Source organism: Duganella sp. AC237, assembly GCF_979254035.1.
Genome location: NZ_CEEDEW010000003.1, coordinates 6,181,813 through 6,200,938, shown reverse-complemented (window position 1 = coordinate 6,200,938; position 19,126 = coordinate 6,181,813). Strand labels below are relative to the sequence as shown.

General features: G+C 63.1%; 18 protein-coding genes. 9 read left to right on the top strand and 9 right to left on the bottom strand.

Going from position 1 to position 19,126, the window contains the following annotated elements; translation table 11 throughout:
- The first annotated feature begins 10 nt into the window (after nucleotides 1–10).
- The 4 genes from AC0IYS_RS27470 to AC0IYS_RS27455 all read left to right on the top strand — a co-directional run bounded on the left by AC0IYS_RS27470 (nucleotide 11) and on the right by AC0IYS_RS27455 (nucleotide 6,139).
- A complete protein-coding gene (locus AC0IYS_RS27470; RefSeq protein WP_471708140.1) occupies nucleotides 11–2,257 on the top strand; it encodes a xanthine dehydrogenase family protein molybdopterin-binding subunit in 2,247 nt (748 codons plus the stop codon).
- 5 nt (nucleotides 2,258–2,262) lie between these two features.
- Nucleotides 2,263–2,847 carry a nucleotidyltransferase family protein gene (locus tag AC0IYS_RS27465; RefSeq protein ID WP_471708139.1) on the top strand — a complete coding sequence of 195 codons (585 nt, stop codon included), beginning with the start codon at nucleotides 2,263–2,265 and terminating at the stop codon, nucleotides 2,845–2,847.
- A 14-nt stretch (nucleotides 2,848–2,861) separates the two neighbouring features.
- On the top strand, nucleotides 2,862–4,691 hold the full coding sequence (locus AC0IYS_RS27460) for a M61 family metallopeptidase (protein ID WP_471708138.1): 1,830 nt from the start codon (nucleotides 2,862–2,864) through the stop codon (nucleotides 4,689–4,691).
- A 239-nt stretch (nucleotides 4,692–4,930) separates the two neighbouring features.
- Nucleotides 4,931–6,139 (top strand): GGDEF domain-containing protein, encoded by a 1,209-nt coding sequence (locus tag AC0IYS_RS27455; protein ID WP_471708137.1) that lies wholly within the window; start codon nucleotides 4,931–4,933, stop codon nucleotides 6,137–6,139.
- Between the two features lie 7 nt (nucleotides 6,140–6,146).
- On the opposite strand, the gene trpC is transcribed toward AC0IYS_RS27455, so the two are convergent.
- From trpC to rpe, 7 genes are all read right to left on the bottom strand, one after another.
- A complete protein-coding gene (trpC, locus tag AC0IYS_RS27450) occupies nucleotides 6,147–6,947 on the bottom strand; it encodes an indole-3-glycerol phosphate synthase TrpC (protein ID WP_471708136.1) in 801 nt (266 codons plus the stop codon).
- A gap of 7 nt (nucleotides 6,948–6,954) precedes the next feature.
- The gene (locus AC0IYS_RS27445; RefSeq protein ID WP_471708135.1) at nucleotides 6,955–7,617 is read right to left on the bottom strand and encodes a LysE family translocator; all 663 of its coding nucleotides are present in this window, start codon (nucleotides 7,615–7,617) and stop codon (nucleotides 6,955–6,957) included.
- Nucleotides 7,618–7,628: 11 nt separating this feature from the next.
- Complete coding sequence (gene trpD, locus AC0IYS_RS27440) at nucleotides 7,629–8,666, bottom strand: anthranilate phosphoribosyltransferase (RefSeq protein WP_471708134.1); 1,038 nt, start codon at nucleotides 8,664–8,666, stop codon at nucleotides 7,629–7,631.
- 122 nt (nucleotides 8,667–8,788) lie between these two features.
- Nucleotides 8,789–9,352 carry an anthranilate synthase component II gene (locus AC0IYS_RS27435; RefSeq protein WP_090326971.1) on the bottom strand — a complete coding sequence of 188 codons (564 nt, stop codon included), beginning with the start codon at nucleotides 9,350–9,352 and terminating at the stop codon, nucleotides 8,789–8,791.
- A gap of 1 nt (nucleotide 9,353) precedes the next feature.
- Nucleotides 9,354–10,850 carry an anthranilate synthase component I gene (gene trpE, locus AC0IYS_RS27430; protein ID WP_471708132.1) on the bottom strand — a complete coding sequence of 499 codons (1,497 nt, stop codon included), beginning with the start codon at nucleotides 10,848–10,850 and terminating at the stop codon, nucleotides 9,354–9,356.
- A gap of 212 nt (nucleotides 10,851–11,062) precedes the next feature.
- Nucleotides 11,063–11,746 (bottom strand): phosphoglycolate phosphatase, encoded by a 684-nt coding sequence (locus tag AC0IYS_RS27425; RefSeq protein WP_471708131.1) that lies wholly within the window; start codon nucleotides 11,744–11,746, stop codon nucleotides 11,063–11,065.
- A gap of 1 nt (nucleotide 11,747) precedes the next feature.
- Complete coding sequence (rpe, locus tag AC0IYS_RS27420; RefSeq protein WP_471708130.1) at nucleotides 11,748–12,413, bottom strand: ribulose-phosphate 3-epimerase; 666 nt, start codon at nucleotides 12,411–12,413, stop codon at nucleotides 11,748–11,750.
- Between the two features lie 221 nt (nucleotides 12,414–12,634).
- Between rpe and apaG the strand changes: the two genes are divergently transcribed.
- Both apaG and mltA read left to right on the top strand, forming a co-directional pair.
- The gene (gene apaG / locus AC0IYS_RS27415; protein ID WP_471708129.1) at nucleotides 12,635–13,009 is read left to right on the top strand and encodes a Co2+/Mg2+ efflux protein ApaG; all 375 of its coding nucleotides are present in this window, start codon (nucleotides 12,635–12,637) and stop codon (nucleotides 13,007–13,009) included.
- A 187-nt stretch (nucleotides 13,010–13,196) separates the two neighbouring features.
- Nucleotides 13,197–14,420 carry a murein transglycosylase A gene (mltA, locus tag AC0IYS_RS27410; protein ID WP_471708128.1) on the top strand — a complete coding sequence of 408 codons (1,224 nt, stop codon included), beginning with the start codon at nucleotides 13,197–13,199 and terminating at the stop codon, nucleotides 14,418–14,420.
- Nucleotides 14,421–14,430: 10 nt separating this feature from the next.
- On the opposite strand, the gene AC0IYS_RS27405 is transcribed toward mltA, so the two are convergent.
- Together AC0IYS_RS27405 and AC0IYS_RS27400 are read right to left on the bottom strand one after the other, a co-directional pair.
- Nucleotides 14,431–14,868, bottom strand: a complete 438-nt coding sequence (locus AC0IYS_RS27405) for a universal stress protein (protein WP_471708127.1) — start codon at nucleotides 14,866–14,868, stop codon at nucleotides 14,431–14,433.
- Nucleotides 14,869–14,959: 91 nt separating this feature from the next.
- Nucleotides 14,960–16,276: an MFS transporter gene (locus AC0IYS_RS27400; RefSeq protein WP_471708126.1), complete on the bottom strand. Its 1,317-nt coding sequence runs from the start codon at nucleotides 16,274–16,276 to the stop codon at nucleotides 14,960–14,962.
- Between the two features lie 72 nt (nucleotides 16,277–16,348).
- Between AC0IYS_RS27400 and AC0IYS_RS27395 the strand changes: the two genes are divergently transcribed.
- Genes AC0IYS_RS27395 through AC0IYS_RS27385 form a run of 3 tightly spaced genes read left to right on the top strand, consistent with a single transcriptional unit; the run spans nucleotide 16,349 to nucleotide 19,043 of the window.
- Nucleotides 16,349–17,125, top strand: a complete 777-nt coding sequence (locus tag AC0IYS_RS27395) for an enoyl-CoA hydratase (RefSeq protein WP_471708125.1) — start codon at nucleotides 16,349–16,351, stop codon at nucleotides 17,123–17,125.
- A gap of 15 nt (nucleotides 17,126–17,140) precedes the next feature.
- A complete protein-coding gene (locus AC0IYS_RS27390; RefSeq protein WP_471708124.1) occupies nucleotides 17,141–17,830 on the top strand; it encodes a response regulator transcription factor in 690 nt (229 codons plus the stop codon).
- Nucleotides 17,817–19,043 (top strand): sensor histidine kinase, encoded by a 1,227-nt coding sequence (locus AC0IYS_RS27385; protein ID WP_471708123.1) that lies wholly within the window; start codon nucleotides 17,817–17,819, stop codon nucleotides 19,041–19,043. Before AC0IYS_RS27390 ends, AC0IYS_RS27385 begins: the two co-directional genes overlap by 14 nt.
- Nucleotides 19,044–19,126 lie beyond the last annotated feature (83 nt).

Here is a 19,126-nt window from a genome sequence, read left to right as displayed (position 1 = left end):
GGAGGACCGTATGCGTATCGAATGGCTTAATCAGGAAAACATGGCCTCGCTGGCTCCAACGGCAAATGCCGGGACGCCGACCGGTGGCGTGTCGCGCCGCGGCTTCATGAAAGCCGGCGCGGTCGCCGGCGGTGGCCTGGTGCTGGGCTTTTTCATGCCCGCCGCCGGACGCTTCGCCAACGCCCAGCAGCCGCCGGCCAAGGTCTATGAACCGAACGCCTTCCTGCACATCGCACCGGACAACACCGTGACGGTACAGGTCAACCGCCTTGAATTCGGCCAGGGCGTGCAAACCTCGCTGCCGATGCTGATCGCCGAGGAGCTCGACGCCGACTGGTCGAAGGTGGCGGGCGCGCTGGCGCCGGCTGGCGACCAGTACAAGGATCCGGCCTTCGGCATCCAGATCACCGGCGGCTCGGGCAGCATCGCCCACTCGTATCTGCAGTATCGTGAAATCGGCGCCAAGGCACGCGCGATGCTGGTCGCGGCGGCCGCCGAGCAGTGGAAGGTGTCGCCCGACCAGGTCAAGGCGGCCAACGGCGTGTTGAGCGGCCCGGCCGGCCAGAAGGCTACTTACGGCGAGCTGGCCGATGCGGCCATGAAGCAGCCGGTGCCCGCCAGCGTCAAGCTGAAGGACCCCAAGGACTTCACCATCATCGGCAAGCCGGTCAAGCGGCTCGACGCGGCGCTCAAGTCGAGCGGCAAGCAGCAATTCGGCATGGACTTCAAGGCGCCCGACAGCAAGGTAGCGCTGGTGGCGCGGCCGCCGGTGTTCGGCGCCAAGGTCGCGAAGTTCGACGCCAGCAAGGCCAGGGCCATCAAGGGCGTGATCGAAGTGCTGCAAGTGTCGACCGACCGTGGCGGCAGCGGCGTGGTGGTGGTGGCCGACGGCTACTGGCCGGCCAAGATGGGCCGCGAGGCGCTCGTGATCGAGTGGGACACCAGCGCGGTCGAGAAGGTCAGCACCGACAAGCAGATGAAAGAGTACAAGGCGCTGGCGCAAAAAACCGGCACCGTGGTGCGCGAGGCCGACCTGTCCAGGTTGGTCAGCGCGGCGAAGAAGATCTCCGCCGTCTATGAATTCCCGTACCTCGCGCATGCGCCGATGGAGCCATTGAATTGCGTGGTCGACCTGCGCGCGGACGGTTGTACGGTGTGGGCCGGCTCGCAGTTCCAGACCGTCGACCAGGGCGCCATCGCCGCCACCGCCGGCCTGAAACCGGAGCAGGTGGTGCTCAACACAATGATGGCCGGCGGCGGTTTTGGCCGCCGCGCCGTGCCGAGCTCCGATTACCTGGTGGAGGCGGTTAACATCGCCAAGGTCTGGAAGGCCGCCGGCAAGACCGAACCGGTCAAGGTGGTGTGGAGCCGCGAGGACGACATCAAGGGCGGCTACTACCGCCCGTCGCACGTGCACCGCGCCGATATCGGCATCGATGCCAAGGGTGGCATCGTCGCCTGGGACCATGTCATCGTCGGGCAGTCGATCGTCACCGGCACGCCGTTCGAGGCGATGATGGTCAAGAATGGCGTCGACAATACGATGATCGAGGGCATGGGCGAGCCGTACGAGGTGCCGCTGAAGCTCAGCGCGCACACCGTCAAGGCCAACGTACCGGTGCTGTGGTGGCGTTCCGTCGGCTCGACCCACACCGCCTACGTGATGGAGACGCTGATCGACGAAGCCGCGCACGCGGCCAAAATGGACCCCGTCGCCTATCGCAAGAAGATCATGGGCGAGAAGGGCAAGCGCCATGTCGCGGCGCTCGATCTGGCGGTCGCCAAGTCCGGCTACGGCAAGAAGGCCTTGCCCAAGGGGCAGGCGTGGGGCGTGGCGGTGCACGAGTCGTTCGGCACTGTGGTGGCCTACGTGGTAGTGGCCTCGGTCAAGGATGGCGCGCCCAAGCTGCACAAGGTCACCGCCGGCGTCCACTGCAACACGGCCGTCAATCCGCTGACGATCGAGGCGCAGGTTCAGGGCGCGGCGCTGATGGGCCTTGGCATGACCTTGCGCGGCGCCGCGATCACGATCAAGGACGGCGTGGTGGAGCAGCAGAACTTCAGCGACTACACGGTCGCGCGCATGACCGACATGCCGGTCATCGACGTGCATATCGTGCCGTCGAACGATCCGCCGACCGGCATGGGCGAACCTGGCTTGCCGCCGCTGGCGCCGGCCTTCGCCAACGCGCTGTTCAAGTTGACCGGCAAGCGCCTGCGCAAGCTGCCGTTCGACCTGAGCACGGCCAAGGCGTAAGCCGCATGGCGCTGACGGGTATTTTGCTGGCGGCCGGACGGGGAAAGCGTTTCGATCCGTCCGGCGTGCAAAACAAGCTGCTGCAAACCGTCGACGGCGCCGCAGGCGATGTGGTCGTCGCCGCCAGCGCGAAGAACATGCTGACGGCGCTGCCGCGCGTGCTGGCCGTCGTGCGGCCCGGCGACGACAAGGTCGCGGCGCTGCTGGGCGCCCTCGGATGCGAGGTGCGCGTGTGCGCCGACGCCGATCTGGGCATGGGCGAGTCGCTGACGACGGCGATCGAACACACCAAGGGCGCGGAAGGCTGGGTGATCGCATTGGGCGACATGCCTTACGTGCAGCCCGAAACCATCCGGGCGCTGGCCGCCACGGTGGAACGAGGCGCGCGCATCGCGGCGCCGGTGTATGAAGGACGGCGCGGCAACCCGGTCGCCTTCAGCAGTTTTCACTTGCCGCTGCTGCTGGCGCTCTCCGGCGACCAGGGCGCGCGCGCGATCCTGAAAAGCCATGCCGTAAGCGAGTTGGTGACCGACGACGCCGGCGTGGTGCGCGATATCGATACGCCCGGCGATTTGCGCGCTGACATATAAACACAAGGACCGACATGAAGAAACCGAACAAGAACCCCGCCATCGCCTACAGCATCGTCGGTCACGATCTGGCGGCGCACCTGTTCCACGTCACGCTGACGGTGGACGCGCCGGCGCCGGACGGCCAGATATTCGCGCTGCCGGCCTGGATACCGGGCAGTTACATGATCCGTGAATTTTCGCGCAATATTGTGCGCATCCGCGCCGAGTCGAACGGCGAGCCGGTCGCGCTGACCAAGCTCGATAAACACTCGTGGCAGGCCGCGCCGCAGAAAGACCCGCTGAAAACAGGCCCGTCGCCGCTCACGCTGCACTACGAGGTCTACGCCTGGGATTTGTCGGTGCGCGCCGCGCATCTGGATCAGAACCACGCCTTCTTCAACGGCACCAGCGTGTTCCTGCGGGTGCTGGGGCAGGAAGACCAGCCGCACGTGGTCGACATCCAGCGTCCCGCCGACGCGGCGGCGCAAACCTGGCGCGTGGCGACGTCGCTGCCGGAGTTGAAGGCCAAGCGTTATGGTTTTGGCACCTACATCGCCGCCGACTACGATGAATTGATCGACCATCCAGTGGAGCAGGGCGATTTTGCGCTGGCCACCTTCAAGGCCCACGGCATCCCGCACGACATCGTCATCAGCGGCCGGGTGCCGAACCTGGACCTGGCGCGCCTGAGCGCCGACCTGAAAAAGATCTGCGAAACCCAGATCGCGTTCTTCGAACCGAAATCGAAGCAGGCGCCGATGGACCGTTACGTCTTCATGACCCTGGCGGTCGGCGACGGCTACGGCGGCCTGGAGCATCGTGCCTCGACCGCGCTGATCTGCGCCCGCGCCGATTTGCCGAGCACCACGGCCACCAGCAAGGACATCAGCGACGGCTACCTGCAATATCTCGGCCTGTGCAGTCATGAATACTTCCACACCTGGAACGTCAAGCGCATCAAGCCGGCGGCGTTCGCGCCTTATAACTTACAAGTCGAGAACTATTCGCCGCTGCTGTGGTTGTTTGAGGGCTTCACCAGCTATTACGACGACCTGATGCTGGTACGTGCCGGCGTGATCGCCGAGCCCGCCTATTTCAAGTTGCTGGGAAAAACGATCGGCAGCGTGCTGCGCGGCAGCGGCCGTACCAAACAAAGCGTCGCCGAGTCCAGTTTTGATGCATGGGGTAAATATTATCGTCAGGATGAGAATGCGCCCAATGCCATCATTAGTTATTACACGAAAGGGTCGCTGATCGGTCTTGCGCTGGACCTGAGTATTCGCGCTAAAACCGGCGGCAAGAAATCGCTGGATGATGTGATGCGTGCGTTATGGCAGCGCTATGGCCGTGATTTTTATAACGGCGGCGGACGCGGCGTAACGCCGGCCGAAGTGGAAGCGCTGTTCGATGAAATCAGCGGCGCGCGTTTTAAACCATTCTTCGACAAATATATACGCGGAACCGAGGATGTACCGCTGGCTAAAATGCTGGCGCCATTCGGCGTTAAATATAGCGATGAGCGTAAATCGTCCAAACCTGGTCTTGATGCGAATATCGGCCGCGAAGGCAACGATTGCAAACTGTCGAGCGTCCACGAGAATGGCGCGGCGCATTTGGCGGGTTTATCGGCCGGCGATTTATTGGTCGCGATTGATGGTTTGCGTGTCAACGCGACAAATCTTGACACCCTGCTTTCCCGTTATGGCGTCGGTTCGACGGTGGAAGTGCATGCCTTCCGCCGCGATGAGTTGATGACTTTCAGTATGACACTACAGGGCGATCGAGTACCCGGCATTACCCTCGCGTTGGACCCTGCCGCCAAAAAATCCGCCGGTCCGCTGCGACCGAGCGCCACGCGCTAGGCCGCAATCCACCGCCACCGCCGCAACGGTTCGCCGTTTTGCTGGCGCTGGCGGTTTTCTTTTGCTAATTTCACGCTAAATATTGGCGCGTATTAGCCAAAATTCGGCATGCGTAGGCGATGCGGTGTCACATTTTTGTGCAATGCAGCGTTTTCATCGGGCTTAATTTTCCGGCAAGTTCAGAAGTGGTTTAGAATTTAACCATAACTATCTATTGGTCAGCTACCGATTCGCAAGTTATGCCACTCGATCCCGCCACTATTGTTTTGATGTCGACCGTGATGGCCGTTGCGATGAGTGTCGTCCTGTATTCCGCGCATTCGAGTTTTCCCAGAGAAATTAAAGGCCTGAAACAATGGGCGATCAGCCTGGTATTGTTGGCGTTCGGCTCCGGGATTTACGCATCGACCAGCGGACTGCTCGGCAATATATTGTCGCCCTTGTGCGCCAATGCGGTTATTTTGTGGGGGCTGGGTTTAGGCTTGATCGGGACGCAAATGTTTTATAGCCGCGAGTGCTCCTGGTGGTTATTCCATTTCGCCTGGGGCCTGGGAATGATTGCGAGCGGTTACTACGTGATTGTCAACCCGGACTATTCCGGGCGTCTGGCCATCTTTTCCATGCTGGCTTTTGTTTTATATTCCTACCAGGTGGTGCTGATATGGGGGTATGGTGAGCGCCATTTCTCCACCGTGTTTTTCGGCCTGCTGATGTTATTCCAATCCGTGGTCGTGCTGATACGCGGGGTTCTGGCGATGACCCATAGCAGCGACGATATGAATCAATTCGTCAGCGGCCCGCATCAAAATCTTTATCTGCTCACCAGCCATTTCATGACGCTGCTTTTAACGGTGGGATTCATGACGGTCGCCACCCGCCGCTTGCAGACGATACTGGAGCGCCGCTCGACACTGGACCCGCTAACGCAGGTGCTCAACAGGCGTGGTTTTAACGAGGTCTATGCCAAGGAACATGCGCTGATGCGGCGCGAACAGACGGTCATGACAATGCTGAGCATCGATCTGGATTACTTCAAGGCGATTAACGATTGCTATGGACATTCGACCGGTGATCGGGTTTTAACCGACGTAGCGTCGGTCATCGCGAAGGCGCTGCGGGCCTCCGACCATGTCGCCAGGTTCGGCGGCGAGGAGTTCGTCGTGCTGCTGCCGGCAACCGGTCTGGAGCGGGCCCACCATGTCGCCGAGCGCATTCAAACCGTGCTGCGGGCGCCGCGTTCTGAAACGGAGAGCGAACAGAGCGCGGCAGCCGCCGCCTTGCCGCCCTACACGGTCAGCATCGGCATCGCCTGCCAGGTCAGTCCGGATGAGGATTTAGATAACATTTTGCTGCGTGCCGACCGGGCGCTGTACTGCGCCAAGGAACGCGGCCGCGACCGCATAGAGATCGCCGCCGAGGCGGTTCTTCCGCTGCACGCGTCGGCGTAGTTCCTGATTAGTTGAACAGACGGCTCAGTTCGGCGCCAGGATCGGGTGCGCGCATGAAGGCTTCGCCGACCAGGAAGGCGTGGACATTGGCGTCGCGCATCAGCTTGACGTCTTCCGGCACCATGATGCCGGACTCGGTGATCACCAGTTTTTCCGGCGGAATGCGGTCCAGCAGGCCGATGGTGGTCGACAGCGACGTCTCGAAGGTGCGCAGGTTACGGTTGTTGATGCCCACCATCGCCGTCTTCAGGCGCAGGGCGGCGGTCAGTTCGTCGCCGTCGTGGGTCTCGACCAGCACCCCCATGCCCAATTCGTGCGCGCAGGCTTCCATTTCGGCCATCAGGCCGTGGTCCAGCGCCGAGACGATCAGCAGGATCGCGTCGGCACCCATCGCGCGCGCTTCGTAGATCTGGTAAACGTCGATCATGAAGTCCTTGCGCAGCACCGGAATCGCACAGGCGGCGCGTGCCTCGCGCAGATAGGCTTCGGAGCCCTGGAAGAACTGTTCGTCGGTCAGCACCGACAGGCACGCGGCGCCGTTGGCGGCGTAGCTGACGGCGATGTCGGCGGGGCGGAAGTCGGTGCGGATCACACCTTTCGACGGCGAGGCTTTTTTCACTTCGCTGATAATGCCGGCCGATCCGGCGGCGATCTTGCCGCGCAGGCTGGCCTCGAAGCCGCGCAGGTCGGCGCGCAGTTCCGCGTTGCCTTCGACGTCGGCGCGCAGGCTGGCCATGCCGCGGTGTTTTTTTGCGGCGGCGACTTCGTCGGCTTTGACTGCGAGGATTTTATTCAGGATATCGGACATGATGGACCTAGGATGATTGTTGTTCCGCCAGCGCCAGGCGCAGGCCGAGTGCGACGAAAAGACCGCCGGTGACGCGGTTGAGCCAAAGGGCTACCAGCGGCTTGACCTTGAGCCGCGCGCTGGCGAAGGCCGTAAAGAAGGCCAGACCGTGACACCATAGCATGCCGTTGAAATTGAAGATGCAGCCCAGGATGATGAAGGCCAGCGGCTTGCTGGTCGAATCGGCCGAGATAAACTGCGGCACGAACGCCAGGAAGAACAAGGCCACCTTGGGGTTCAGCACATTGGTCAGGAAACCCTGGAAGAAGATCCTACGGTACGGCAGGCGCGCGGCGGCGGCGTTGACCGTAGCCTGCTCCGCTTGCGCGTCCGCGTCCCCGCGCACTTTGGCGCGCAGCATGCCGATGCCGACATAGATGATGTAGGCCGCGCCCACCCACTTGACCACCATGAAGGCGGCGGCGGAGGTCGACAGCAGCGCCGACAAACCCAGCGCGGCGGCGAAAATATGGATCATCGTGCCGGCGCCGATGCCCAGCGCGGCGGCCGAACCGGCGCGCCAGCCCTGGGTGGCGCTACGCGTCATGATCAGCAGCGAATCGGGGCCAGGCATGATGTTGAGCAGCAGGCCGGAGATGATAAACAGCGTCAGGTCGTGGATGCCGTACATGATCGCCGCCCTTAGTTGGTGGAGGCCAGGCTTTGCGTGACCTGCACGAACTGCTCGATCTTCTTCAGCGCGTCGCCGGAGTTGATCGCCACGCGCGCGCGCGCCAGGCCGTCCTCGATCGAGCTGGCCACGCCGGCCGCGTACAGCGCCGTGCCGGCGTTGAGCGAGACGATGTCGAACGCCGCGCCAGGCTCGCCGCGCAGCGCTTCCATCATCTTCGCCTTCGATTCGGCGGCGTTGGCCACCTTCAGATTGCGGCTGGCGATCATCGGCAGGCCGAAGTCCTCCGGATGGATTTCGTATTCGCGGATCTCGCCATCGATCAATTCACCGACCAGCGTGCCGGCGCCCAGCGACACTTCATCCATGTTGTCGCGGCCATAGACCACGATGGCGTGCTGCGCGCCGAGGCGCTGCAGCACCCGCACCTGGATACCCACCAGATCGGCGTGGAAAACGCCCATCAGGATGTTGGGCGCGCCGGCCGGATTGGTCAGCGGTCCCAGGATGTTGAAGATGGTGCGGACGCCCAGTTCCTTGCGCACCGGCGCCGCGTGCTTCATCGCCGCGTGGTGGTTGGGCGCGAACATGAAGCCGATGCCGGTCTGCGCGATCGATTGCGCGATCTGCTCGGGCTTGAGGTTGATGTTCGCGCCCAGCGATTCGATCACGTCGGCGCTGCCGGACGACGACGACACGCTGCGGCCGCCGTGCTTGGCCACGCGGGCGCCGGCCGCCGCCGCCACGAACATCGAGGCGGTGGAGATGTTGAAGGTGTGCGCGCCGTCGCCGCCGGTGCCGACGATGTCGAGCAGGCCGGTGGTGTCGGCCATCGGCACCTTGGTGGAGAACTCGCGCATCACTTGCGCGGCGGCGGCGATCTCGCCGATGGTTTCTTTTTTCACGCGCAGGCCCATGGTCAGGGCCGCGATCATCGATGGCGACATTTCGCCGGACATGATCTGGCGGAAAAGGTGCAGCATCTCGTCGTGGAAAATCTCGCGGTGTTCGATGCAGCGCAGCAGTGCTTCTTGATGGGTGATAGCCATGGAAAATCCTTCTTTAATTTTGTGGAGCGCTTAAACCCGCAGCCCGCTTGTAGCGATACGCATGCTTTGCGTGTAGGGGTCTGACCCCTAGGGGTCAGACCCCTGTTGGCAGTGCGGGTTTGCTAGCGAACCAGGAAGTTCTTCAGCAGTGCGTGACCGTGTTCCGACAGGATGGACTCGGGGTGGAATTGCACCCCCTCGATGTCGTAGTCCTTGTGGCGCACGCCCATGATTTCACCGTCATCGGTCCATGCCGTCACTTCGAGGCAGGACGGCAGCGAGCTGCGTTCGATTGCCAGCGAGTGATAGCGGATCACCGTGAACGGGGAGGGCAGGTCCTTGAAGACGCCCACGCCCGTATGCGCGATTAAAGAAGTTTTGCCATGCATGACCTGCTTGGCGCGTATGACCTTGCCGCCGAACGCTTCGCCGATAGCCTGGTGGCCGAGGCACACGCCCAGGATCGGCTTTTTGCCGGCGAAGTGCTTGAGCACTTCGATCGAGATGCCGGCCTGCGACGGGTCTTTCGGACCCGGCGAGATGCAGATATGGTCCGGGTTCAGCGCCTCGATTTCCGCGATCGTGATTTCATCGTTGCGGTACACGCGCACATCCTCACCCAGCTCGCCGAAGTACTGCACGATGTTGTAGGTGAAGGAGTCGTAGTTGTCGATCATCAGCAGCATCTCAGAACTCCCCATCCAGGCCATCTTGCACTTGTTCGGCGGCGCGCAGCACGGCGCGCGCCTTGTTTTCGGTTTCCTGCCATTCCATCTCGGCGATCGAGTCGGCGACGATGCCGGCGGCCGCCTGCACGTACAGCATGCCGTCCTTGATCACGCCGGTGCGAATGGCGATGGCGACATCCATCTCGCCGCCGAACGACAGGTAGCCGCAGGCGCCGCCATAAATGCCGCGCTTGGAGATTTCCAGTTCGTCGATCACTTCCATCGCGCGCACTTTCGGCGCGCCGGTCAGGGTGCCGGCCGGGAAGGTTGCGCGCAGCACGTCCAGGTTGGACAGGCCGTCTTTCAGCTTGCCCTCGACGTTGGAGACGATGTGCTGCACATGCGAGTATTTTTCGATGACCAGTCGGTCGGTGACCTTGACGCTGCCGATCTCGGAGATGCGGCCCAGGTCATTGCGCGCCAGGTCGATCAGCATCACGTGTTCGGCGATCTCTTTTGGATCGGCCAGCAGTTCCTTTGCCAGTTCGGCGTCGCGTTCCGGCGTCGAACCGCGCGGACGGGTGCCGGCGATCGGACGCAGGGTGACTTTCTTCTCGCCGTCCGGCAGCGTCTCGTTGCGGACCAAAATCTCCGGCGAGGCGCCGACGATCTGCATGTCGCCGAAATTGTAGAAGTACATATACGGCGACGGATTCAGCGAGCGCAGCGCGCGGTAAAGCGTCAGCGGCGAATCGACGTAGGGCTTGCGGATGCGCTGGCCGATCTGCACCTGCATCAAGTCGCCGGCCATCACGTATTCGTGGGCCTTGGCGACCGCCTTCAGGTACTCCTCTTTCGGGAAGTCGCGGATGGTTTCGGTGCGCACCGAGGCACTGGTGACCGGCGCGTCGACGCCACGACGCAGCATCATGCGCAGGTCCTTCAGGCGCTGGCGCGCCTTGCTGAAGGACTCGGGCTGCGTGGTGTCGGCGTAGACGATCAGATACAGCTTGCCGGACAGGTTGTCGATGACAGCCAGTTCCTCGGTCACCATCAGCTGGATGTCGGGCAGGCCCAGATCGTCCTTCGGCTGCGTGTTGGCCAGGGTTTTTTCGATGTGGCGCACGGTGTCGTAGCCGAAGTAGCCGGCCAGGCCGCCGCAGAAGCGCGGCATGCCCGGACGCAGCGCCACTTTAAAGCGCTTCTGGTAGGCCTCGACGAATTCCAGCGGATTGCCTTCGTGGGTCTCGATCACGGCGCCGTTCTTGACGATCTCGGTGCGCGTGCCGAAGGTGCGCAGCACGGTGGTCGCCGGCAGGCCGATGAAGGAGAAGCGCCCGAAACGCTCGCCGCCGACCACCGATTCGAGCAGGAAGGTGTTCTTGCCGGCGTTCTGGGTCTGGGCCAGTTTCAGGTACAGCGTGAGCGGGGTTTCGAGGTCGGCGAAGGCTTCGGCGATCAGTGGGACGCGGTTGTAGCCTTCGTTGGCCAACGATTTGAATTCGAGTTCGGTCATGTCTTCTCTCCATGCCGCCAAGGTATGGGTGCGGGTTGGCGGTGGTTTGTCAAAAAACCTGTCGGGTGCGCGTGCACGTGCGACAGCAATCAGTTCGGCTTAGTTTTGCCAGGATTGCCAGCGTCGCCAAAGCCAGGCCTCAATCGAGCCGGTTTGGTTGACATTGTGTTTTTTGATGGAAGACATTCGGTCAGGTTTGGTTCAGCTAAAGGTTAATTTTGCGAACTGATACGGCTTGCCGCGTCGAGCAGCGTGTCTACTATACCATCGGAATCGATCCCGTGTATAGACTGTCCGTGATTGTAACCGTAAGGCACCGTCAACACCGGACAACCCGCAGCCCGGGCCGCTTGCGCGTCGTTGGAGGAGTCGCCGATGGCCACCACCTGGGCCGGCGGCAGGTCGAAATCGGCGCACACCGTTTGCAGCGGCAGCGGATCGGGCTTCTTGCGCGCCAGCGAATCGCCACCGTAGACCACGTCGAAAAAGCCGTCCAGGCCCTTGAGCTTGAGCAGCGGCGTGGTGAAGGCGATCGGCTTGTTGGTCACGCACGCCAGGCGCAGGCCGCTGGCTTTCATCGCCGTCAGGCCCTCGATCACGTCGGGGTACAAGGTGCTGTGTTGGCCGTTGATCCCCAGGTAGTGGCGCTGGTAGGCGTCCATCGCCGCGTCGAAGCGTTGCTCGACGCCGGCCGCGTCGGCCTGGAGCGCGAGCACCGAGCGGATCAGGTTTTCTGAACCCTTGCCCACCATCAGCGCGATCTGCTCTTGCTCGATGGAATCCAGCCCCAGTTCCTGAAGCATGCCGTTGATCGCCACGTGGAAGTCGGGAATCGTGTCCAGCATGGTGCCGTCGAGGTCGATGATGGCGGCGCGCACGCCTATCAGCACGCTCATCTTAAATCGCCGCCAGGTTGGCGCGCATGGCGTCGATGACGGCCTTGTAGTCCGGCTGGCCGAAGATGGCCGAGCCCGCCACGAAGGTGTCGGCGCCGGCGGCCGCTGCCGCCGCGATGTTGTCGATCTTGATGCCGCCGTCCACTTCCAGCATGATGTCGCGGCCCGAGTCGTCGATCAGGCGGCGCGCCTCGGCGATCTTCTTGAGCGCCTGAGGGATGAAGGACTGGCCGCCGAAGCCGGGGTTGACCGACATGATCAGGATCATGTCGATCTTGTCCATAACGTGTTCCAGATAGCTCAGCGGGGTGGCCGGGTTGAACACCAGGCCGGCCTTGCAGCCGTGGTCGCGGATCAGTTGCAGCGAGCGGTCGATGTGCTCGGAGCCTTCCGGGTGGAAGGTGATGATGTTGGCGCCGGCCTTGGCGAAGTCCGGAATGATGCGGTCGACCGGCTTGACCATCAGGTGTACGTCGATCGGCACGTCCACGTGCGGGCGGATCGCCTGGCACACCAGCGGGCCGATGGTCAGGTTCGGAACATAATGGTTGTCCATCACGTCAAAGTGGATGATGTCGGCGCCGGCGGCGACGACGTTGCGTACCTCTTCGCCCAGACGGGCGAAGTCGGCGGACAGGATGCTGGGAGCGATACGGAAATTGGACATGACGTGAGGCCTGCATTAAAAAAAGATGCGCTATTTTACGCTGCCCGGCCCGGCCGCGCCCGTTTTCAGCCGGTTTTCAGCCCGTTTTCAGCCGGTTTTCAGTTTGTTTCTAGCCTCATCTCGCTTGCACGCGTTGCCGATTTGCGGTGCAATGGGCGCCTGACGATATACAATCGCAGTGATCTTTTTACGACCCCACGCCTCAGCCTTAAGGAATTTCGATGGCCACTTATGAATTTACTGTGTCGGTCAGAACCCAGTACCTGCCGGATCAATCTGATCCGGAGCGCACCAATTTCGTGTTCACCTATTCGATCACGATCAAGAACACCGGCACCGTCGCCGCCCAGTTGATTTCGCGCCACTGGGTCATCACCGACGCCAACAACCACATCGAAGAGGTGCGCGGACTGGGCGTGGTCGGCCATCAGCCGCTGTTGCAGCCGGGCGAGCATTTCGAGTACACCAGCGGCACCGCGTTGCAAACGCAGCAGGGATCGATGTTCGGCGAATATTTCTGCGTGGCCGAGGACGGCCATCAATTCGAGGCTAAGATCCCCGAGTTCGTGCTGTCGCTGCCGCGCACGCTCCACTGAGCCGCCGGGTTGCCGGCCGCTCCGCTTCCTTCCTTACTTCGGATCGCTTTTCGAATCGTCATCCCGTTCAGGCGGGGGCAACTTCCTGGTTTTGCCCTTGCCCTGGTACATCGTCCACCAGACGATGAATACCAGCAGGAAAAACGCGACGCATGCTTCCAATATCACTACCCACATAGCTATCCTTATGTCATTTACACGTCGTAGTCTACTCGTTCCGCTGTCCGTCGTCGCGCTTTCGCTGGCCGCCTGCACCACCACGCCAATCCCGGCGGAAAAACCGGCCGGACAGCCGGCGCCGCCCACCGTGCCCGCCGTCCCTGCCAAGCCCGCCACGCCTACAGCCCCGGTCACACCGACCGCCCCGGCGGCGCTGCGGATGGTGCCGACCACCTTCGCATCGTTGCCCGGCTGGGACCGCGACGACGTGCGCGCCGCCTGGCCGGCTTTCATGTCGTCGTGCGCCGTGCTGATCAAGCAGCCGCAGTGGAAGGAGTCGTGCTCGATCGCGCGCAGCGTCAACGCTGCCGACGACAAGGCCATCCGCACCTTCTTCGAGGCATTCATGGTGCCGAACCAGGTGATCGCGCCGGACGGCGCCACCGACGGGCTGGTCACCGGCTACTACGAGCCGCTGCTGCGCGGCGCCCGAAAAAAGGGCGGTCCGTATCAAACGCCGCTGTTCAAGGTGCCGGACGACATGGTCACCGTCGATCTGGCCAGCGTCTATCCGGAGCTCAAGGGCATGCGTCTGCGCGGCAAGCTGGTCGGCAAGAAGGTGGTGCCGTACGCGACCCGCGCCGACATCGAAAAGGCCGACTTCACCGGCAAGGAATTGTTGTGGGTCGACGATCCGGTGGAGTCGTTCTTCCTGCAGGTGCAGGGTTCGGGCCGCGTCCAGCTGACCGATACGCAGGAAACCGTGCGCGTGGCCTACGCCGACCAGAACGGTCATCCGTACAAATCGATCGGCAAATACCTCGTGGAGAAGGGCGAGTTGACCCTGGAGCAGGCGTCGGCGCAGGGCATCAAGGCCTGGATCGCCGGCCATCCTACCCGGATGCAGGAGCTATTCAATGTGAACCCGAGCTATGTGTTCTTCAAAGAAGAGAAGCTGCCGGACCCGAAAGTCGGTCCGAAGGGCGCGCAGGGCGTGCCGCTGACGCCGCAGCGCTCGGTGGCGATCGACGCCTCGCAGCTGCCGCTGGGCGCGCCGATGTTCCTGGCCACCACGATGCCTAACAGCGATATTCCGCTGCAACGCCTGGTGATGGCGCAGGATACCGGCGGCGCGATCCGTGGCGCGATCCGGGTCGACTACTTCTTCGGCTTCGGCACCGAGGCGGCGGAAAACGCCGGCCGCATGAAGCAGCGCGGCAATGTCTGGGTGTTGTTGCCCAAGCAGCCGTAAAGCGCGAGGGTCACCTCAACACCAACACCGGCAAGGTCGTGTGCGCCAGCACCTTGTCGGTCTGGCTGCCCAGCAGCAGCTTGTTGATGCCCGTATGTCCGTGCGACGCCATCATGATGAGGTCGCACTCGAATTTTTTCGCCGCCTCGACGATTTCCTCGTACGGGGTGTGCGACACCGAAATCACCCCCTCGAACGGAATATCGGCCGCGCGCGCGGCCGCCGCCACCTTGTCGATGTAGCTGCGCGCCGCTTCCTGCATCTTGACGGCGAACTGGCCCGAGTCGATCACGGCGCCGCCGTCGCCCATCGACGCCAGCGGCAAAGGCTGGATCACGGTGATGCTGACGATCTTGGCGCGATTCAGTTTGGCGAACTCGACCGCAGTCGCGGTCGCCTTGTCCGACAGGTCCGAGCCGTCGGTCGGCAATAGTATGGTTTTGAACATGGCGCACTCCTATCAGGATCGGTTGATACTGGAGTCAGCCTAATGTCTTGGCCGGATTTCCGGCGCACGGTAGGGCCCTTGGCAGGGCCGGTTACGACGCGGCCACCGCCGGCTGTTCGGTCTCGCGCAGCGACGCGGACACGGCCATGCACGCGGTCAGCACGATGGCTCCCACCGCCACGCACGCCAGGCCGGTTCGCACGCTGAAATGCTCGCCGATATAACCGGCCGTGAGCGCGCCCAGCGGCGCCACCGCGATGGTCAGGAAGCGCATCGTCGACACCATGCGGCCCAGGTAGGCGTCCGGCGTGACCTTCTGCCGGATGGCCATGTACGGCATGACAAACAGCATCACGCCGCAGTCGAGGAAGAACGACAAGGCCGCGCACGCGGTCGCGCTGGCGGCCGGATAGCCGAACAGCTTGGCCGGTATCATCGGCGTCATCGTAAAGGCGAAGGCGGTCAGACCGATGCCGATCAGGATGGTGCCGCTGGCGCCATAGCGCTGGGTCAGCGGCTTGAGCAGCATCGAGCTGACCAGCACGCCGAGGCCGCCGACCATTTGCGCCGCGCCCAGCATGCCCGCGCTCATGCCCAGGTCGCGCGTGGCGAACAGCACGGCCAGCGCCGCGTAGCCGTAAAACAGCATGTGCCAGGCGCCCACGCTCCAGGCCAGGGTGCGCAGCAGCGGCTGCTTCCAGATGAATTGCAGGCCGTCGCGGATGTCGCGCAGCGGGTGCTTGTCGGACGGCGCCGGTTTCGGATCGTTGGCCTTCAGATTGCGCAGCAGCAGGATCGACAGTACGAAACCCAGGGCGTTGAGCAGCACCGCGTAGGGCGCGGTGAGCCACTGGATCAGCACCCCCGCCAGTCCGGGCGCCAGTAGCCGCGATGCGGAGTCGGTGGCGGCGAATTTGGATTGCGCGTCCATCAGGCGCTCGCGGCCGATCAAATTGGTCAGGAAAACCTGTTCGGCGCCGCCGCCGACGACGTTGCAGGCGCCGGTGGTGAAGGCGACCGCATACATCCACTCGACCGACAACACGCCCATCCAGTAAGCGGCGGGGATGCTGAACAGGGCGGTGGCCTGGATGGCCTTGCTGGCAAGCAGGATCGGCAGCTTGCGGTTGCGGTCCAGCACCACGCCCGCCGGCAGCGCGAACAGCGCGAACGGCATCGCCGCCGCGGCGCCCAGCATGCCCATTTGCGCCGGCGTGGCCTTAAGCAGCAACACCGCGCACAGCGGCACGGCCAGCGCGCCGATATAGCTGCCGAAGCCGTTGAGGATGGCGCTGAACCAGTAACGCAGAAAGTCGCTATTGCCCAGCAAGGGATCAGCGGCCAGCTTGTCGCGCAGCGGGCGGCGCAGTGAGGTAAAAATGGGAGGCTCGCCGAAGTAAGTTGCCAAGCTTCAATAATACCAGCGGCGGTGATAGGCGCTACAATCGACCCATAAAATTCCACCATGGAGGCAACAACCATGCAATATGAAGACCTGATCGTTGAAGTGCACGGCAAAGTCGCGTTGATCCGCCTGAACCGTCCCAAGGCGCTGAACGCGCTCAATGACCGCATGATGAACGAACTTGGCGAGGCCTTGTTCAAGTTTGACGCCGATCCGGCGATCGGCTGCATCGTCCTGACCGGCAGCGAGAAAGCCTTCGCGGCCGGCGCCGACATCGCCGCCATGGTCGACTACACGTATGTGGATACCTATCGCGACAACTACATCGGCCGCAACTGGGAGCACATCCTGCGCGTGCGCAAACCGGTGGTGGGCGCCGTGGCCGGCTACGCGCTGGGCGGCGGCTGCGAGCTGGCGATGATGTGCGACTTCGTGATCGCCGCCGATACCGCCAAATTCGGCCAGCCGGAGATCAAGATCGGCGTCACCCCGGGCGCCGGCGCCTCGCAGCGCCTGCCGCGCGCGATCGGCAAGGCCAAGGCGATGGATATGTTGTTGACCGCCCGCACCATCGACGCGGTCGAGGCCGAGCGTATGGGGCTGGTGTCGCGCATCGTCCCGGCCGACAAGCTGATCGAGGAAGTGCTGGCCGCCGCGACCGTGATCGCCGCCATGCCGACCTCGGTGGCGATGATGGTCAAGGATGCCGTCAACCGCGCCTACGAAGTCCCGCTGACCGAAGGCGTGGGCTACGAGCGCCGCCTGTTCCATGCCGCGTTCGGTACGCCTGCCCAAAAAGAAGGCATGAAGGCTTTCCTGGAAAAGCGGCCGGCCAATTTTGACGGCCTGTAAGGCAATTCGACCTCCATGCGTATTTTGATTATTGAAGACAATCCCGACATCCTGGCCAATCTGTATGCGTTCCTGGAGGCGAAAGGGCACGTGCTCGATTCGGCGGCGAACGGCTACGCCGGGCTGGCGCTGGCCGCGCAGCACGAGTACGACGTCATCGTGCTGGACGTCATGCTGCCCGGCATGACGGGATTGGAGTTGTGCCAGAAGCTGCGCACCGAGTTGCGGGACGCCACACCGGTGTTGATGCTGACGGCGCGCGATACGCTGCAGGACAAGGTGGCCGGCTTCGACAGCGGCGCCGACGATTACCTGGTCAAGCCGTTTTCGCTGGTCGAGCTGGAGGTGCGCCTGAACGCCTTGCTGCGGCGCGCGCGCGGCCAGACCATCGGCGCCGCCGTGCTCAGCGTCGGCGACTTGCGCTTCGATACCGAAAATTTCGAGGTCAAGCGCGCCGGCACCCCGGTGGCGCTGACCAGGACCGGCTACACCATTCTCAAATGCCTGATGACGCAAGCGCCCAAGCTGGTGCCGCGCGAATTGCTGGAGCAGGAAGTGTGGGGCGAGGACCGTCCGGACAGCGACGCCTTGCGCACCCACATTCATGCGCTGCGCCAGGCGCTCGACAAACCTTTTGAATTCGCCATGCTGCGCACCGTTCCGGGCATCGGCTATAAACTGCTAGCTTCCGATGCCACCGTTTAAATCCTTGCGCCGGCGTATCGTCGTCGCCTATCTGACGTTCGCCGCCGCCGGCATCCTGTTTTTCGCCGTCATCGCCGCCGTCGCCGTCGAAGGCATCGAGGTCAAGCTGGTCGACGAGCGCTTGCAGGAAGTGGCCGCCTGGGCCTCGCCGCGCCATGCCGGCGGTTTGCCGGTGGAAATGCCGGCCGGCCTGAGCTTTCATCACGACGCCGAAATCCCGCTCTCGTTGCGCGATTTGCCCGACGGTGCGACCGAGATCACTGTCGATGGCGTCGATTTGCATGTCTGGTCCGGTCGGGACGCGAACGGACGCTACGCGGTGGTCGATCACGCCAGCGCGTACGAAAAGATCGAAGTGGTGGTGTATGGCATGTTCGCCATCGGCTTTATCGGGTTTTTGATCTGCTCGATGATGTTCGGCGCCTATATCGGCAACAGCCTGGTCGCGCCGATCATGGGCTTGGCCGCGGCGGTGCAGGCACGCCGCCCGGACTTGCCGTTGCAGGACAGCCCGGACGAGTTGGGCATTCTGGCGCGGGCGTTTTCTGCCCGAACCAAGGAGTTGACCGAAGTTCTGGACCGCGAGCGTTTTTTCACCGGCGACGTCAGCCACGAGTTGCGCACCCCGCTGACCGTCATCACCGGCGCGGCGGAAATCCTGATGACGCAGACGCATGCCAACCCCGCCATCCACGCCGCGTCGGAGCGCATCTACCGCGCCGCGCGCGACGCGTCCGACTCGGTGACGGTGCTGCTGCGGCTGGCGCGCTCGCCGGACATGCTGGAGATGACGTCGGTCTCGGCCGCCGGGCTGGCCGGCGAGGAGGCGGCGCGCTGCCAGACCTTGACGACGGCCAAGCCGCTGGAGTTGCGGTATGCCGGAGGCGAGGATTTCATGATCTACGCGCCGCGCGAACTGTTGATCGCGGCCATCGGCAACCTGGTGCGCAATGCTTGTCTTTATACCATGCAGGGCGAGGTGGTCGTGCGCCTGGCCGGCCGGTCGCTGATTGTCGAGGATACCGGTCCCGGCTTGCCGGCGGCGGCCCGCGCGCGGTTGCTGAACGAGGCCATCCCGGCCGGCGCCAGCGGATCGTCGGGCACCGGCTTGGGTCTGGGGCTGGTGCAGCGCATTTGCGCCTATCTGGGCGCGGACCTGGCCTACAGCGAGCGCGTCGGCGGCGGTAGCGTATTTGAAGTGAGATTTCCTTGAGGAATTTAACGTAAACTTAACGCATCTTTGACGCGGAGTTGACCGGCAGGTTAGTAAGGTGGAGGCTGGAATTCAGGAGCCTC

What these genes read in the sequence shown, in the direction of transcription:
- trpC (WP_471708136.1), bottom strand. Translation starts at nt 6,947, where the DNA reads ATGTCCGATATCCTGAATAAAATCCTCGCAGTCAAAGCCGACGAAGTC.
- mltA (WP_471708128.1), top strand. Translation starts at nt 13,197, where the DNA reads ATGTCATTTACACGTCGTAGTCTACTCGTTCCGCTGTCCGTCGTCGCG.
- AC0IYS_RS27445 (WP_471708135.1), bottom strand. Translation starts at nt 7,617, where the DNA reads ATGTACGGCATCCACGACCTGACGCTGTTTATCATCTCCGGCCTGCTG.
- AC0IYS_RS27435 (WP_090326971.1), bottom strand. Translation starts at nt 9,352, where the DNA reads ATGCTGCTGATGATCGACAACTACGACTCCTTCACCTACAACATCGTG.
- AC0IYS_RS27425 (WP_471708131.1), bottom strand. Translation starts at nt 11,746, where the DNA reads ATGAGCGTGCTGATAGGCGTGCGCGCCGCCATCATCGACCTCGACGGC.
- apaG (WP_471708129.1), top strand. Translation starts at nt 12,635, where the DNA reads ATGGCCACTTATGAATTTACTGTGTCGGTCAGAACCCAGTACCTGCCG.
- AC0IYS_RS27455 (WP_471708137.1), top strand. Translation starts at nt 4,931, where the DNA reads ATGCCACTCGATCCCGCCACTATTGTTTTGATGTCGACCGTGATGGCC.
- AC0IYS_RS27460 (WP_471708138.1), top strand. Translation starts at nt 2,862, where the DNA reads ATGAAGAAACCGAACAAGAACCCCGCCATCGCCTACAGCATCGTCGGT.
- AC0IYS_RS27470 (WP_471708140.1), top strand. Translation starts at nt 11, where the DNA reads ATGCGTATCGAATGGCTTAATCAGGAAAACATGGCCTCGCTGGCTCCA.
- trpD (WP_471708134.1), bottom strand. Translation starts at nt 8,666, where the DNA reads ATGGCTATCACCCATCAAGAAGCACTGCTGCGCTGCATCGAACACCGC.
- AC0IYS_RS27465 (WP_471708139.1), top strand. Translation starts at nt 2,263, where the DNA reads ATGGCGCTGACGGGTATTTTGCTGGCGGCCGGACGGGGAAAGCGTTTC.
- AC0IYS_RS27390 (WP_471708124.1), top strand. Translation starts at nt 17,141, where the DNA reads ATGCGTATTTTGATTATTGAAGACAATCCCGACATCCTGGCCAATCTG.
- AC0IYS_RS27395 (WP_471708125.1), top strand. Translation starts at nt 16,349, where the DNA reads ATGCAATATGAAGACCTGATCGTTGAAGTGCACGGCAAAGTCGCGTTG.
- trpE (WP_471708132.1), bottom strand. Translation starts at nt 10,850, where the DNA reads ATGACCGAACTCGAATTCAAATCGTTGGCCAACGAAGGCTACAACCGC.
- AC0IYS_RS27405 (WP_471708127.1), bottom strand. Translation starts at nt 14,868, where the DNA reads ATGTTCAAAACCATACTATTGCCGACCGACGGCTCGGACCTGTCGGAC.
- AC0IYS_RS27385 (WP_471708123.1), top strand. Translation starts at nt 17,817, where the DNA reads ATGCCACCGTTTAAATCCTTGCGCCGGCGTATCGTCGTCGCCTATCTG.
- rpe (WP_471708130.1), bottom strand. Translation starts at nt 12,413, where the DNA reads ATGTCCAATTTCCGTATCGCTCCCAGCATCCTGTCCGCCGACTTCGCC.